The organism is Photobacterium kasasachensis, from assembly GCF_050336885.1.
GTDB lineage: Bacteria > Pseudomonadota > Gammaproteobacteria > Enterobacterales > Vibrionaceae > Photobacterium > Photobacterium kasasachensis.
In genome coordinates this window covers 83,828-100,227 of record NZ_JAKJSH010000023.1, presented here as the reverse complement: position 1 = coordinate 100,227, position 16,400 = coordinate 83,828, and the positions used below count along the sequence as shown (strand labels likewise).

Here is a 16,400-nt window from a genome sequence, read left to right as displayed (position 1 = left end):
TCGCCGATATTGCCCTCGGTGACCGCCCCGGTGAACGTGCCGCTGACCTGCGACGCATCTTCCGTGCCGGTGATCTCCACCGTCACCTGCTGCCTGGTGCCGTCGGTCGCGGTGAAGGTAATAGTGTCGCTGACCTTGTCGCCCTCATCGAGCTGCTGCACCTTGCTCTGGTCCAGGGTATAGGTCCACTCGCCGTCGACCAGGGTAAAGCTGCCGTAGCCGTTGTCGCCTGCGGTACTGTCCACGTTGTCGAAGCGCGGGTTGTCGCCGTTGTCCACGTCACTGATCGCAATCGTGCCGGTCGCCGTCTCCGGCGCGTCGCCAATATTGCCCTCGGTAACCGCCCCGGTGAACGTGCCGCTGACCTGCGACGCATCTTCCGTGCCGGTGATCTCCACCGTCACCTGCTGCCTGGTGCCGTCGGTCGCGGTGAAGGTAATGGTGTCGCTGACCTTGTCGCCCTCATCGAGCTGCTGCACCTTGCTCTGGTCCAGGGTGTAGGTCCACTCGCCGTCGACCAGGGTAAAGCTGCCGTAGCCGCTGTCACCCTCAGTGCTGGTGACATCCGCAAAGCGCGGGTTGTCACCGTTGTCCACGTCGCTGATCGCAATCGTGCCGGTCGCCCTCTCCGGCGCGTCGCCGATATTGCCTTCAGTAACCGCCCCGGTGAACGTGCCGCTGACCTGCGACGCATCTTCCGTGCCGGTGATCTCTACCGTCACCTGCTGCCTGGTGCCGTCGGTCGCGGTGAAGGTAATGGTGTCGCTGACCTTGTCGCCCTCGTCCAGCTGCTGCACCTTGCTCTGGTTCAGGGTGTAGGTCCACTCGCCGTCGACCAGGGTAAAGCTGCCGTAGCCGTTGTCACCCTCGGTGCTGGTGACATCCGCAAAGCGCGGGTTGTCGCCGTCATCCACGTCGCTGATCGCAATCGTGCCGGTCGCCGTCTCCGTTGCATCGCCGATATTGCCCTCGGTAAACGCCCCGCTAGATGTGCCGCTGACCTGCGACGCATCTTCCGTGCCGGTGATCTCCACCGTCACCTGCTGCCTGGTGCCGTCGGTCGCGGTGAAGGTAATGGTGTCGCTGACCTTGTCGCCCTCATCCAGCTGCTGCACCTTGCTCTGGTCCAGGGTGTAGGTCCACTCGCCGTCAACCAGGGTAAAGCTGCCGTAGCCGTTGTCGCCTGCGGTGCTGTCCACGTTGTCGAAGCGCGGGTTGTCGCCGTTGTCCACGTCGCTGATCGCAATCGTGCCGGTCGCCGTCTCCGGCGAATCGCCGATATTGCCCTCGGTAACCGCCCCGGTAAACGTGCCGCTGACCTGCGACGCATCTTCCGTGCCGGTGATCTCCACCGTCACCTGCTGCCTGGTGCCGTCGGTCGCGGTGAAGGTAATGGTATCTTCTACCTTGTCGCCCTCGTCCAGCTGCTGCACCTTGCTCTGGTCCAGGATGTAGGTCCACTTGCCGTCAACCAGGGTAAAGCTACCGTAGCCGTTGTCACCCTCAGTGCTGGTGACATCAGCAAAGCGCGGGTTGTCGCCGTTGTCCACGTCGCTGATCGCAATCGTGCCGGTCGCCGTCTCCGGCGCGTCGCCGATATTGCCCTCGGTAACCGCCCCGGTGAACGTGCCGCTGACCTGCGACGCATCTTCCGTGCCGGTGATCTCCACCGTCACCTGCTGCCTGGTGCCGTCGGTCGCGGTGAAGGTAATGGTATCTTCTACCTTGTCGCCCTCGTCCAGCTGCTGCACCTTGCTCTGGTCCAGGGTGTAGGTCCACTCGCCGTCAACCAGAGTAAAACTGCCGTAGCCGTTGTCGCCTGCGGTGCTGCCCACGTTGTCGAAGCGCGGGTTGTCGCCGTTATCCACGTCGCTGATCGCGATCGTGCCGGTCGCCGTCTCCGGCGCATCGCCGATATTGCCCTCGGTAACCGCGCCCGTAAACGTGCCGCTGACCTGCGACGCATCTTCCGTGCCGGTGATCTCCACCGTCACCTGCTGCCTGGTACCGTCGGTCGCGGTGAAGGTGATGGTATCTTCTACCTTGTCGCCCTCGTCCAGCTGCTGCACCTTGCTCTGGTCCAGGGTGTAGGTCCACTCGCCGTCGACCAGGCTAAAGCTACCGTAGCCGTTGTCGCCTGCGGTGCTGTCCACGTTGTCGAAGCGCGGGTTGTCGCCGTTGTCCACGTCGCTGATCGCAATCGTGCCGGTCGCCGTCTCCGGCGCGTCGCCGATATTGCCCTCGGTGACATCACCGACAGTTTTACCACTTACTTCTGAAGCTTCATTGACATCTCCGACAGTGACTTTCACTTCTGCGGTGTCATTCAGCCCTTCGCTGTCGGTCACTTCGACCACTAGGCTGTAACTCGCCGCCTCTTCGTGATCCAGTGCCACACCGTCCTTGAGACGAATCTCTCCTGTCGTTGCGTTGATTTCAAACAGGTCGTTGTGATTGGTCAGAGTATACGTCACGGTATCGCCAGCATCTGGGTCGTACGATCCCACCAGGCCGACCTTGGCATCCAACTGGTTCTCATCCACGGTAAACTGGTAAATATCAGCATCCGTCATTCCACTGGTATCCAAACCATGGTTGTCATTGAAGCCACTGATAAATTCAGGTGCATCACCAGTCCCTTTAATCGTCACGGTCACCGTGTGCTCGGTGCCGTCCGCGGTGGTCACGGTGAACTCGCGGCTCAGCGGCTCACTCGCCTCGGTCAGCGCCTGCACTTCCGCCGAACCGTTGTTCAGCTCATAGCTCCAGTTACCTTCGCTGTCGATCTTGAAGGTACCGAAATTGCCGTCGGTGACCGTCTTGGCCTCAAAGGTCGCCTCGCCCGCATCCGGGTCGGCCACGTCCAGCTTACCGCCGGTGGTCAGCGTCATATCCTCTTTCACCGTGCCCGCATCGGCATCCGGCGTTGACGGCGTCACAACCGCGCCATCGTTAGTACCAACAACAGTAATTGTAAGTGTCTGGGTATCCTTTCCACCACGCCCATCATCAACCTGGTAAGACACTTTAACGTCAACCGTTTCACCTTCAGCTAGGCTGTCATAAACATCGTGGCTTGGGTCAAAGGTATATGAACCATCAGCATTGAATGTGAGGCCTGCCGGAACATCCTGATCGACCAACTGGTAAGTCAATGAGTCGCCGTCAGGGTCATTAGCTACAACATGACCGCTAATGATCTCGCTGCCTTCAGTTGCGGAATCCACCCTTGCCTGGGCAACGGGGGCTTGATTTATATCAACAGGAGTTAGCTGAACAAGACTACTCTCATCCTCGCTCTCATCAGTGTCTAACTCCGTCCCAAATGATGTATCAAAACCAGCTTCAGCCAATACATTGTCATAGTCATAGTCAATAACAACAAAGCCCTGATTTGAAGCACCAGAAGATGCAGAACCTGCTGCCGTTGCTTCAAAGATGCTTGTCGGATCCTCTCCGGCTAAAATCGCATTCTGTATTGCTGTTAATTCATCATTGTCAAAACGGGCTTGGTCGGCATAATCAGGATTAAAGGTCACATTGTTATCCATAGCAGCTACCTTGACTCCATTGTCAGATATCGCCACACAAGTTGGACATGGTTCCTGAACAACTACAGGCTCACCATCTACCAAAACAACATAACGAGTGCCTGGATTCGCAACCATTATCTCGTCTGGCTGTATTTGATACTCAGCCTTAACAGCAATAACTTGATCACTCCCTTTGATAACAAATGCCACACCATTTGCTATCTTCACATCAACGACTTTGCTGTTATTACTTGTATCCATATATGACCACCCAATTATCATTCACGATAAGTTATATAACCCGCGCTTTAAATAAAGCGATATTGAATTTGATTGTTATTTGCTAAATATAATGACGCGACTCTACCTGCTGCATGAAACACGACACATGAATCATGTTGCATGATTAATATTGCTTAAATAAAAATCACACAAAATACATTACTATTAAATGCAACATTATCTAAATAAGCTTTATTCCTAATAATTATTGCGAGAGTCAAAATAATCCTTTACGCCAATTTTTTGGCAGTTTATCATTTGCAATAAATTGACACAATAAACATATTTCACTCATAAATATTTATAAAATCTTAAAGTACTTATTATTTGCACGAAGAGAATGAATGAAAAATAACGCACCAACTATTACCTCTGATCACCTCGATTTTGTTGATGACAAGACAGCAGCACTATTACTGAATACTCCCAAAAGCGCACGTATTATGCTGTGGGTTGTTGTTCTGTTTTTTATTGTTGCTGTTGTATGGGCGTCAATGGCACAACTTGATCAGGTAACAGTTGGCGCAGGCAAAGTTATTCCTTCATCTCAGTTGCAAGTTGTCCAAAACCTTGAAGGCGGCATTGTTAAAGAGGTGTTAATAAAGGAGGGTCAGCATGTTGAAAAAAAACAAAAACTATTGCTGATTGACGACACCCTTTTCCTCTCAGATTATCGCGAACAAAGCCTTGCGTTAGCAGGCTCGAAAGCTAATGCCATCCGACTAAATGCGCTATTAAAAAGTGTGAGTGTCAAAAAAACCAAAGCTAAAACAAAATGGCAGAGCAGTGTCGAAGTACGCCGTCAACCATTAGTATTTAGTTCAGACTTTACTAATAAACATATTGAATTAGTTAGGCGACAAAATAACCAATATCAAGATCGTATCTCTAACCTGGAAAACCAGCTATCCGTTACTGCCGAACAAATCAGCCAAAAAGAAAGAGAGCTAATTGAAACTCAATCACGCCTTAATAATTTGCGCCGCAATTACACCATTGCGAAGAAAGAGTTTGACATTACCCAGCCTCTAGCTGAAGAAGGTGTTGTCCCCCCCATTGAGTTATTAAAACTCCAACGTCAGTTAAATGACACTAAAAGTCAGTTAACCTCAACAACACTACAGATACCAGTGATCAAAGCGGCTATTCAGGAAACTATTTTCAAACATATCGATATTGCTCTGAGATTTCGTTCCGAAGTACAAGCTGAGCTCAATGAAACCAGTGATAAATTATCCAGCCTGTCTGAATCTCAAATTGGTTTAAAAGACAGAGTGAATAGGACTGTGGTCACATCTCCTGTAACCGGAACAATTCAAAAAATACACGTTAATACCATTGGCGGAGTTATTCAGCCAGGAATGCCACTGGTGGAGATCGTACCGACCGAAGATAGCCTACTGATCGAAGCTAAAATTGCGCCTCAGGATATCGGCTTTTTGAGACCAAGCCTCAAGGCTGTCATCAAGTTTAGCGCCTATGACTTCACACTTTATGGTGGCCTCACTGGCATCCTGGAAACCATAAGTGCAGATACCATCCAGGATGAAGAAGGAAATAGCTACTACCAAGTTCGTATACGTACTAATGAAAACAGCCTTACCGGGCCAAATGGTGAACCGTTACCGATTATTCCAGGAATGACAGCCTCAGCAGATATTATCACAGGCAAGCGCACCGTCCTGAAGTACCTGTTAAAACCCGTTCTAAAAGCTAGCCAGACCGCGCTAAGAGAATAATGACAATGAAACAGAAACAACTATTAATAAAGCTTGCATTTATGGTTTCGGCCCAGTGTCTTGCTTTACCTATCATGGCTCAACCACTCGAGCAGGCAATTGCTCAGACCTTGGCTTCGAATCCTGATATTAAAAGTGCCTACAGCGAATTTATGAGCCGTAACGAACTGATTAATGCCTCTACGGGTGACTATCTGCCTTCTCTGGATCTAGAAGCTGGTGTTGGGTATGAAGATTATGACAACGAATATGGCAGCAAAGGTGACTACAATCCGCGATCGGCCAAAATCACCTTTCGCCAGTTAATCTGGGATGGCTCCATTACCTACAACGACATCCAGCGAAACAAATCTGAAACGGAAGCCCAGCGCTACCAACTACTTGCTGACGCCCAAGACACTGCACTCCAGGCAACAGAAGTCTATCTTGATGTTCTCCGTGCCCAAGATGTACTCGAGCTATCCGAAGCAAACCTTCAGGTACACAAAAAAATGTACCAAGACATCAATAAACGCACAGTATCCGGTATTGGCTCAACTGCTGACTTAGCGCAAATTGAGGGGCGCCTAGCTCGCTCTAACACCAATTTATTATCAGCCCGAAGTAATCTAAACGATAAAATCACCGCATTCATCCGCGTTGTAGGCAACTATCCAAAAGATTTGGCGAAACCAGAAGTCGATATAAATTACGTTGCACCAACACTTGATGATGCACTTGAACAAGCACGAAGGAATAATCCTATCGTCCAAGTCGCCTCCAATGACGTCGAAGCAGCGCACATCCAGTACGATCAGGCTAAAGGTAACTTTTACCCGACCTTCACCGTTGAAGCCTCCCAGCAGTGGGGCAAAGAAGTAAGCGGCACTCCCGGCGACAATGACGAGTTTTCAGCCATGCTGAAAATGCGCTACAACTTGTTCAGCGGTAACTCTGATATCGCAAAATCGCGCCAGGCTGCCTATCAGGTCAACAAATCCAAAGCGATACGGGACAGGGCTTACCGAATGCTTGAAGAAAGCACTCGACTCTCATGGAATGCCATGGAATTGGCAAACCAGCAAACCCAGTATCTACAACAACATGTCGATGCCTCGGCACAGACCGTCATCGCCTATGAGAAGCAATTCAAAATCGGCCAGCGCACTTTACTGGATGTACTCAATACCGAGAACGAGCTCTTTGAGGCACGGAAGTCGTACTTGCAAGCCCACTACAGCGGGATTTTGTCCAAGTACAGAGTACTTAATGCCACCGGGAAATTACTCTCTGAAATGCGCGTCGATCTAGCCAACAACTGGACTCAATCAGTTAAATAACGATTACAGGACATTAATCATGAAACATTCTTTAGTTACCCTGCTGGCTTTGTTCCTGTTCGGCTGTTCGACTGGACAAATTCCTGAGCCCCAAGCTGTGACACAGTCACGCGATCTAAGGGACTTCGATCACGATGGAGTCATCAACGCACGGGATAATTGCGCCGAAACACCATTGACTGCGGTGGTTGATAATGATGGCTGCCCGGTCTACGTAAATCGATCTGAAGAAAATAACGTACAGGTTCTGTTTGCCAATGACTCCAGTATGATTCCGGACTCATTTTTTCCTGAAATTGCGCGTATGAGCGACTTTCTCAAGAAGTACCCGGAGACCTACGTAGAGCTAAAAGGCCATGCCAGTCCTGTCGGTCGTCATCAGTACAATACGCAGCTTTCTCTTCAGCGAGCCAAGCAGGTCCGCAACCAACTGATCAAGGCTGGAATCGCCTCCGAACGAGTTCAAACCGTCGGCTTTGGCGACACACAGCCAGTTAATAGTGATAGCAAAGAGCAAACAAATACACTTAGCCGTCGGGTAGTCGCCAAGGTTGTTGGCGAGAAAGGTTATGTCGTCGAAGAGTGGACAATTTTCATGGTGCGCAATATATAGACCATTTTTGATACGCACCTCGTGAAAAAAATCCATCTCTGGATCTTGGCTATTTTACTATCGGCCAGTGCTATTGCACTGACCGATAGTGAACTAGTGCAAGTCGAAAAAGTCCGCCAGTTCTACGGAGAAAGAGCCGGACAGCGCATGTTGTCATGGCGGCAGGTGATCAGAAGTAACCACACAACTAACGACAAACATAAGCTCAAGGCCATCAATAATTTTTTCAATCAATTGATCTTCATTGACGACAACAAGCTATGGGGACAGGAAGACTACTGGGCAACACCGTTAGAGTTTATAGGCTCAGGGGCCGGTGACTGCGAGGATTTCAGTATTGCAAAATACTTTTCTTTACGAGAGCTCGGCATTGATGACAGTCGGCTACGTCTAGTCTACGTAAAAGCACTTAACTTGAATCAATTTCATATGGTAGTGGCCTACTATCCGACACCATCATCCATTCCGTTACTGCTTGATAACCTCGACGGTGAAATCAAGCCTGCGACAAAACGGACTGATCTACTTCCTATTTACAGCTTTAACGGTAGCAAGCTTTGGCTAATGAAACAAAAAGGCCGAGGTCAGCTCGCAGGCCAGGCCTCGCGATTAAGTGTGTGGAACGACTTGCGCCAACGTTCAAACCACACCCAACTTCACCGCCCAATAATTAACTTTGATGAGTGACCGCAATGACACTATACAGACAACTTTTGATATGGATGCTGATTGTATTTTTCACACTTATCACCTCGGTGTTTGTGATTCAATTCAACACAACCCGTAACTTTTTGCGCGAGCAGCAGTCTACGGAAATCGACAACGCCATCAGTGCCGTCGGGTTGGCGCTGTCACCGTACCTAGAGTCCGGAGACACCATCGCAACGGAATCGGTGATCAACGCAACATTTGATAGCAGTTTCTACAGCAGTATCAGCCTTGATCTGCTTCAAGACGACTTAACCATTGAACGCACCTACCCTGAAAACATTTCCGGGGTACCTGAGTGGTTCCGAAATACCATTGAAATCGCGCCAATTGCAAAATCCACCACGCTAACCAGTGGCTGGATGCAGCTTGCTTCCTTGTCTGTAACCAGCAACCCAGCCTATGCCTATCTAAAGCTATGGCAGGCAACCATACAGCTCATTTTAGGCTTCATTTCAAGCTTTTTTCTGGGAGCCGTTATTCTAGCCATGATTCTGTCTAAAGTGCTCAAGCCACTAAAGGCAATCCAGAAACGTGCGAAAGAGATGTCCGTCAACCAGTTTGGCCAAGCCCTGACAGTGCCGCGTACCCGTGAACTGAGCGATGTAGTAAAGGCATTCAACCATATGAGTGCCCAGCTAAAACTCCACTTTGAACAGCAGGCCCAGGAAGCTGACAGACTCAGAGTCAGAGCCTTCCAAGATCCGGTCTCAGGCCTGGCAAACCGCAGCTATCTGCTCACCCAGTTGGAATCTTGGCTAGGTACCTCGGCTAAAGGTGGTATTGCATTACTTAAGGTTGACTTAATCAAAGACAGATATGAGCAAAACGGCTACGAAGCAGGCGACCAAATGGTACAAAGCCTGGCAAGCCGTATAACAAACCTTGCCACCAATGATTTTACCATTGCAAGATTAAGTCAGGCCGAGTTCGTTTTGCTGGCACCAAATACGTCGACCTCCGAGTTACAGTCGATTGGACGAACCATGCTGCACATGAGTTCTGAGCTCCAAAGCGATCCCCTAGATGTCAGGCCAGTACAGGCTGCTGTTGGGTTGGTCGTCAGACGCGACAGCGACACAATCTCTTCAATATTGGCACAGGCAGATAACGCCTTGATGCAAGCCCGCCAGCAACCCAAAGAACCCATTGCTCTGTTTGACACTATTCAGCAAAACTCTGTAATGGGCAAACTACAATGGAAAGCACTGGTTGATGAGGCGATCGCCAACAAACGGTTCAAATTTAAATTCCAAACAGCCATCAACGATCAAGGAGAGGCACTGCACGATGAAGTCTTTGCCTACATTGAAAAAGGCGATAGATATTACTCTGCAGGCCAGTTTGTCGGGGCAATAGAACAGCTCAATGCAGGCACTCAACTGGATATGCATATTCTTGATAAGCTCTTTAACCAGCTGGCAGCCGATCCGGATCTAGGACCAATTGCTGTTAATATCACTCAGAGCAGTATTAGTGATACCGGGTTCATCCGCTGGCTAAGCAACAAAATGAAGTCACATCAATCCCTGAGTGACCGTATTCTGTTCGAACTGCCAGAAATCAGCTTTATCAAACACAGCAATGACACCGATTTGCTATGCGAGATGATCCACCAAAATAACTTTGCTTTCGGCATCGATAACTTTGGCCATAACTTCGGCTCACTGAGCAATTTGAATAAGCTGCGTCCAGCCTATGTCAAACTCGACTTTGCCTATACCAACCAAATCGACGATGAAGCTAAAGCTGATCTACTCACATCCATTACCCGTACCGCCAACAACCTCTCTATTGTCACCATCGCATCACGGGTCGAAACAACCAAGCAACAAGAAAAGCTGGCAGCATTAATGGTAAAAGGCTTTCAGGGTTTTGTTGTCGATGAAATGAACAACGAGAAAACGGTATGAAAGATCCCTTACTGACATCTCTTATCTATGTCAGCCGCTATTATGGCCAAGCCAACTCTCCTGATGCACTGATTGCCGATCTGCCGCTGGCTGACGGACTGCTAACACCATTTCTTCTACCACGGGCCGCGGAAACCGCAGGACTTCAGGCCAAAGCGAGCCAAATGGCACTAACGGAAATTCCACCATTACTCTTTCCGGTCATAGCTCTGCTGAAAGGGAACGACGCCTGTGTGATCCTGAGCATCGACAAGGAAAAGAATGAGGCGGAAGTCGTACTGGCTCATGGCGACAACTCACAACAGTGGATCAACCTCGACGAGCTGAATAACCAGTATGCCGGCCAGCTATTTCTGCTCAAAAAGCGGTTCCGTTATGACGAACGCTCGCCCGAAATACTGAAAAGCCAGGAAGGCCACTGGTTCTGGAGCACTTTATGGCAGTCCCGCTCTATCTATCGTGATGTCTTTATCGCTTCGATACTCATCAATATATTTGCTATTTCCGCCCCGCTTTTCACCAGGTTGGTATACGACAAGATCGTCCCAAACCTGGCTTTTGACTCTCTATGGGTGCTCACTATCGGCATCAGTATCATTTTTCTCTTCGACTTAGTTCTGAAACTGATGCGAAGCTACTTTATTGACTTGGCTGGCAAAAAATCTGATTTGTTGCTATCCGCAAAAATCTTCGGCAAAGTAATGGGGATCCGAATGGAGGCACGTCCCCCGTCTGTCGGCGCTTTTGCCCGACATATGCAAGAATTTGAGTCTATCCGAGAGTTTTTCACCTCTGCGACTATTTCATCGTTGATCGATCTCCCCTTCGCCTTGATGTTTCTCCTCATCATCTGTTTGGTGGCTGGCCCCTTGGCCTTGGTTCCGTTAATTGCAGTGGCTATCTTGGTTACCTACAGCCTGCTTATCCAGCGTCCGCTTCGTCAGAGCATCGAAGAAGGCTCCCGGCTTTCTTCCCAGAAACACGCCAACCTAATAGAAAGCCTGAGCGGCCTGGAGACGGTAAAAATGTTCGGTGCCCAAAACCAGTTCCAGTACCGCTGGGAAGAAGCCGTTGCCCATATGGCAAACTGGGGGATCAAATCCCGCAGGCTGACCGATTCGGTGCAAAATACCGCCGGCTTCCTTCAGCAATTTGTTTCTATTGCCATGATTTTATTTGGGGTTTATCTCATTGCTGACGGCGAGTTAACTATGGGAGGCCTGATTGCAGCAACGATGCTGAGCGGTCGCGCTGTCGGCCCCCTAGTACAGTTATCACTACTGTCAACCCGCTATAATCAGGCGAAATCGGCAATGACAATCATCGAGCAGTTGATGGAAATGCCCACTGAGCAAGAAGATGGCAAACGTTATATTCATCGCCCGATCATCAAAGGAAAAATAGAATTTGATCGTGTTAGCTTTGCCTACCCGAACACCCAAACCGCTGCGCTTACAGATGTCAGTTTTACCGTTAATCCAGGGGAAAAAGTGGCTATCATCGGGCGCATTGGCTCAGGAAAAACAAGTCTTGAACGTCTGATTATGGGGCTCTACCAGCCAACAGAAGGCTCGGTACGTATTGATGATACTGATATCAACCAATTGCACCATATTGATGTTCGCCGGAACATTGGCTGCGTTCCGCAGGATACGATGCTGTTCTTCGGCTCGATTCGGGACAATATTACGCTAGGGCGTCCGCTTGCCAGCGACAATGACATTATGAGCGCAGCCGAGCGCGCTGGTGTTACCAGCTTCACTCAGCAAGATGCAGCCGGTCTGGAAAAGCAGGTTGGTGAAGGTGGGCAATTTTTATCCGGAGGCCAGCGACAGTCGGTCGCCATCGCGCGAGCTCTGCTCAGCAAACCACCCGTGCTCCTGATGGACGAACCCACCAGTAGCATGGATAAACGCTCAGAGATGTATATCAAGCATCAACTAAGCAACCTGGCTGACAATGACACCCTGATTTTAATCACCCATAAGACCAGCATGCTCGATGTTGTCGATCGTATTATCGTTATGGACAAAGGGCAAATTATCGCTGATGGCCCTAAATCGCAGGTATTAAATCAGCTGCGTGACGGCAACAGCAGTCAGGTCAAAAGGCGAATGTAATTAACCTCGAACTTTTGGCTCGTTCACTTTGCAATCACTCGCCCGTTTACTCATTACTGTAAGCGGGCATTAGTCTGCATCTAATTAACTCCCCCACAAATTGCATACAATCCTTAATACATTTATTTCTAACTTAATCTATTGAATTTATGGAATAAACCAAACCAAGCCAACCAATAATGTTATCAACTTGTGATAAAAAAGTTGACCAAAGAGTCAACAACAGCCAATATTGACTCAACGGTCAATTAATCACAGTCGAGAACAGGAGGTCCCTTGATTAAGTTCTTACTCAACCAGGAAGTGCGTGAGGAAGACCAAATCTCACCGAATATGACGGTGCTGAACTACTTACGTACCCATGTAAAAAAAACAGGAACCAAGGAAGGTTGTGGTTCTGGTGACTGTGGTGCCTGTACAGTAGTTCTCGGTGAACTTGTCGACGGCAGGCTACAGTATCGCTCGGTCAATTCGTGCCTGACTTTTGTCTCTGCACTGCACGGCAAACAACTGATCACCGTTGAAGATCTTCAGTCGGCAGACAAGCTTCACCCTGTCCAACAAGCTGTTGTCGATTTTCACGGCTCGCAGTGCGGCTACTGCACCCCCGGGTTTATCATGTCGATGTTTGCGCTCGGCAAGAACAAACCCAATGCCAATAAAGAAGAAATCTTCGAATCTCTAGCGGGTAACCTTTGTCGATGTACAGGTTACCGCCCTATCGTCGACGCCGCCCTTTCGTTGAGTACCGAAAAACCCCTGCTTGATCAATTCGCCGAACTGGAACAAACGACTGTGACGAAACTCAAGCAACTCGAAGATCAGCCAGCCACGCTTACCTATGATGAGCGCTACAGCTTCTCGCCAAGATCAACTGACGAGCTCGCGACACTACTGCTCACGCATCCCGATGCAAAGCTGGTTGCCGGCGGTACCGATCTCGCTTTGGAGGTCACGCAGTTTCACCGCCCGATTGATAAGCTTATCAACCTCGGATTAGTGAGTGACATGAAGGTTCTCCATGAAACTGATACCAGCATTGAAATCGGTGCCAATTTGCCAATCAGTGACTGCTATCAGGCTCTCAGCAACTATTACCCGGATTTCGGGGAGCTATTGCACCGCTTTGCCTCACTGCAGGTGCGAAACCAAGGAACGCTTGGCGGCAATATCGGAAACGCCTCCCCTATCGGTGATGCTCCACCGTTATTAATAGCACTGGATGCTGAATTAGTACTTCGTAAAGGTAACCAACGTCGCACGATTGCCTTGGAAGACTACTTCATTAGCTATAAGGTCACGGCACAGCAGCCTTCCGAGTTCATCGAAAAAATCATTGTTCCCAAACCTGCTGACAACAATAACGGCAATAAAATATTCCGTGCCTATAAGCTGTCCAAGCGCCTCGATGATGACATCTCGGCAGTCTGCGGCGCATTCTCTATTGAGCTTGAAAACGGCAAAGTCGCCGATGCACGAATCGCCTTCGGCGGTATGGCTGCCACTCCCAAACGTGCATCGGCTTGCGAAGAGAGCCTGAACGGCCAGGTCTGGTCTGTCGCGACAGTCAAAAACGCCATGCAGGCACTGGATCAGGACTTCGAGCCACTGAGTGATTTTCGGGCCAGCAAGGAATACCGGACACTGACAGCCGCCAATATGCTGCACCGCTACTTCATCGAGCAACAAAACACCAACAGCCAAATCGAAACAAGGGTGACCTCATATGTCTAATCACAATCATCAGGCGATGACTCACGAAGAAATGGTCGCCCTGGTAAAGAAAGATCTGAAAACCGCTGTCGGAAAGAGTGTGAAGCATGACAGTGCCAGTAAGCAAGTTACCGGCGAAGCTGTGTATATCGATGACCGGCTTGAATTTCCAAACCAGCTTCATGTCTATGCCCGCTTGAGTACCCAGGCTCATGCCGTTATCACCAAACTGGATGTCTCACCGTGCTACGAGTTTGACGGTGTCGCTATTGCCATCACCAGCAAAGATATTCCTGGCCAGCTCGATATCGGGGCAATTTTACCGGGCGATCCTCTGCTTGCCGACGGCAAGGTCGAATACTATGGTCAGCCGATTATAGCCGTAGCTGCCAATGATCTGGAGACCGCCCGCAAGGCGGCTCAGGCAGCCATTATTGAGTATGACCCTTTGCCTGCCATTTTGGACGTCGAAGAGGCCCTTGCCAAAAAACACTTTGTCACTGAGAGCCACCAGCAAAAACGCGGCGACTCTGCAGCAGCATTGAAAAAAGCCAAACATGTTCTGGAAGGTGATATTCATATCGGCGGGCAGGAGCACTTCTATCTGGAAACCCAGGTCAGCAGCGTCATGCCGACCGAAGACGGCGGTGTGATTGTCTACACCTCGACCCAGAATCCGACCGAGGTCCAAAAACTCGTTGGCGAGGTCCTTGGCGTACCCATGCACAAAGTCGTTATCGATATGCGCCGAATGGGGGGTGGTTTTGGCGGCAAGGAAACGCAAGCCGCAGCGCCTGCCTGCCTGTCAGCCGTCATCGCGACACTCACAGGCCGCCCGACCAAAATGCGTCTGTATCGCAATGAAGATATGACCATGACAGGCAAGCGCCACCCTTTTTACAACCAGTACAAGGTTGGGTTTGATGACAATGGCCAGATCCAGGGGATCGACATTACCGTTGCCGGTAACTGCGGCTATTCACCGGATCTGTCCAGCTCCATCGTGGATCGGGCCATGTTCCACTCCGACAATGCCTATTACCTGGGCGATGCCACTGTCACTGGCCATCGCTGCAAAACCAACACCGCCTCGAATACTGCCTATCGTGGCTTCGGGGGCCCGCAGGGCATGATGACCATCGAACACATTATGGACGAGATAGCACGTTACCTGAATAAGGATCCGCTTGAGGTAAGGAAACACAATTATTACGGTCATAAAGAGCGCAATGTCACCCACTACTACCAAACGGTGGAAGACAACTTCATCCACGATATCACAGCCCAGTTGGAAGCCAGCAGCGATTATCAACAGCGCCGCAAAGACATATCCGAGTACAACAAGACCAGTCCGATCCTCAAAAAGGGACTGGCCATTACCCCTATAAAATTCGGCATATCTTTTACCGCCACGTTTCTGAACCAGGCCGGTGCCCTTATCCATATCTATACCGACGGCAGTATCCACCTTAACCATGGTGGTACCGAAATGGGTCAGGGGCTCAATACCAAGGTGGCGCAAATCGTCGCGCAAGAGTTCCAGGTCGATATCGACAAAATCCAGATCACCGCCACCAATACCGATAAAGTGCCGAATACTTCGCCGACAGCCGCCTCGTCCGGGACCGACCTGAACGGCAAAGCAGCACAAAATGCTGCTCAAACCATCAAGCAACGCCTGATTGATTTTGGTGCCGTTCACTTCAAGGTCGACAAAGAAGAGATTGTCTTCAAAAATGGCATTGTCCAGATCAGGGATAAATTCATGCCATTTGAGGAGTTTGTCCAGCTGGCCTACTTCAATCAGATTTCGCTTTCGAGTACCGGCTTCTATCGGACACCAAAAATTTACTATGACCATCAAAAAGCACGAGGACGTCCCTTTTATTATTATGCGTATGGGGCATCATGTTCGGAGGTGGTCATCGACACACTTACCGGCGAATACAAGATCTTACGAGCAGATATTCTTCATGACGTCGGTGCCTCCCTTAACCCGGCGATTGATATCGGACAAATCGAAGGCGGGTTTATTCAGGGAGTCGGATGGCTAACCACCGAAGAACTGGTCTGGAATGAACAGGGCCGCTTGATGACCAACGGCCCGGCAAGCTACAAGATCCCGGCGATTGCCGACATGCCAATAGACTTCCGCACTCACCTGCTGGAAAACCGCAGTAACCCGGAAGATACCGTCTTCAATTCCAAAGCCGTAGGTGAGCCCCCGTTTATGCTGGGGATGTCCGTCTGGAGCGCGTTAAAAGATGCCATAGCCTCTGTTGCCGTCAATGGCGCGATCCCGAAACTCGATACACCGGCTACGCCCGAACGTGTGTTATGGGCAGTCCAGGCGGTTCAACAACCGCAATACACAAAAGTAACCCAAGAAAAACCTGCAGAGGCCACAACAAACGACGTCAAATAACAACAATCAAGATTACAACCGCCAAGGAGTATGAC

General features: G+C 49.9%; 9 protein-coding genes. 8 read left to right on the top strand and 1 reads right to left on the bottom strand.

Going from position 1 to position 16,400, the window contains the following annotated elements:
• Positions 1–3,794 (bottom strand): retention module-containing protein (locus tag L4D19_RS25270; RefSeq protein WP_428454745.1); only part of this gene is annotated, 3,794 nt, incomplete at its 3' end.
• A 365-nt stretch (positions 3,795–4,159) separates the two neighbouring features.
• On the opposite strand from L4D19_RS25270, the gene L4D19_RS25265 reads away from it, so the two are divergent.
• The 8 genes from L4D19_RS25265 (at position 4,160) to xdhB (ending at position 16,365) form a co-directional block, all read left to right on the top strand.
• A complete protein-coding gene (locus tag L4D19_RS25265; protein ID WP_428454744.1) occupies positions 4,160–5,554 on the top strand; it encodes an HlyD family type I secretion periplasmic adaptor subunit in 1,395 nt (464 codons plus the stop codon).
• On the top strand, positions 5,554–6,873 hold the full coding sequence (locus tag L4D19_RS25260; protein WP_428454743.1) for a TolC family outer membrane protein: 1,320 nt from the start codon (positions 5,554–5,556) through the stop codon (positions 6,871–6,873). The genes L4D19_RS25265 and L4D19_RS25260 overlap by 1 nt, the downstream gene beginning before the upstream one ends.
• A gap of 19 nt (positions 6,874–6,892) precedes the next feature.
• Positions 6,893–7,486 carry an OmpA family protein gene (locus tag L4D19_RS25255; RefSeq protein WP_428454742.1) on the top strand — a complete coding sequence of 198 codons (594 nt, stop codon included), beginning with the start codon at positions 6,893–6,895 and terminating at the stop codon, positions 7,484–7,486.
• A 21-nt stretch (positions 7,487–7,507) separates the two neighbouring features.
• Positions 7,508–8,173: a transglutaminase-like cysteine peptidase gene (locus L4D19_RS25250; protein ID WP_428454741.1), complete on the top strand. Its 666-nt coding sequence runs from the start codon at positions 7,508–7,510 to the stop codon at positions 8,171–8,173.
• A 5-nt stretch (positions 8,174–8,178) separates the two neighbouring features.
• Positions 8,179–10,107 carry a bifunctional diguanylate cyclase/phosphodiesterase gene (locus L4D19_RS25245; RefSeq protein ID WP_428454740.1) on the top strand — a complete coding sequence of 643 codons (1,929 nt, stop codon included), beginning with the start codon at positions 8,179–8,181 and terminating at the stop codon, positions 10,105–10,107.
• Positions 10,104–12,227 carry a type I secretion system permease/ATPase gene (locus L4D19_RS25240; RefSeq protein ID WP_428454739.1) on the top strand — a complete coding sequence of 708 codons (2,124 nt, stop codon included), beginning with the start codon at positions 10,104–10,106 and terminating at the stop codon, positions 12,225–12,227. Before L4D19_RS25245 ends, L4D19_RS25240 begins: the two co-directional genes overlap by 4 nt.
• A 333-nt stretch (positions 12,228–12,560) precedes the next feature.
• The gene (xdhA, locus tag L4D19_RS25235) at positions 12,561–13,961 is read left to right on the top strand and encodes a xanthine dehydrogenase small subunit (RefSeq protein ID WP_428454749.1); all 1,401 of its coding nucleotides are present in this window, start codon (positions 12,561–12,563) and stop codon (positions 13,959–13,961) included.
• On the top strand, positions 13,954–16,365 hold the full coding sequence (xdhB, locus tag L4D19_RS25230; protein WP_428454738.1) for a xanthine dehydrogenase molybdopterin binding subunit: 2,412 nt from the start codon (positions 13,954–13,956) through the stop codon (positions 16,363–16,365). Before xdhA ends, xdhB begins: the two co-directional genes overlap by 8 nt.
• Positions 16,366–16,400: the final 35 nt, after the last annotated feature.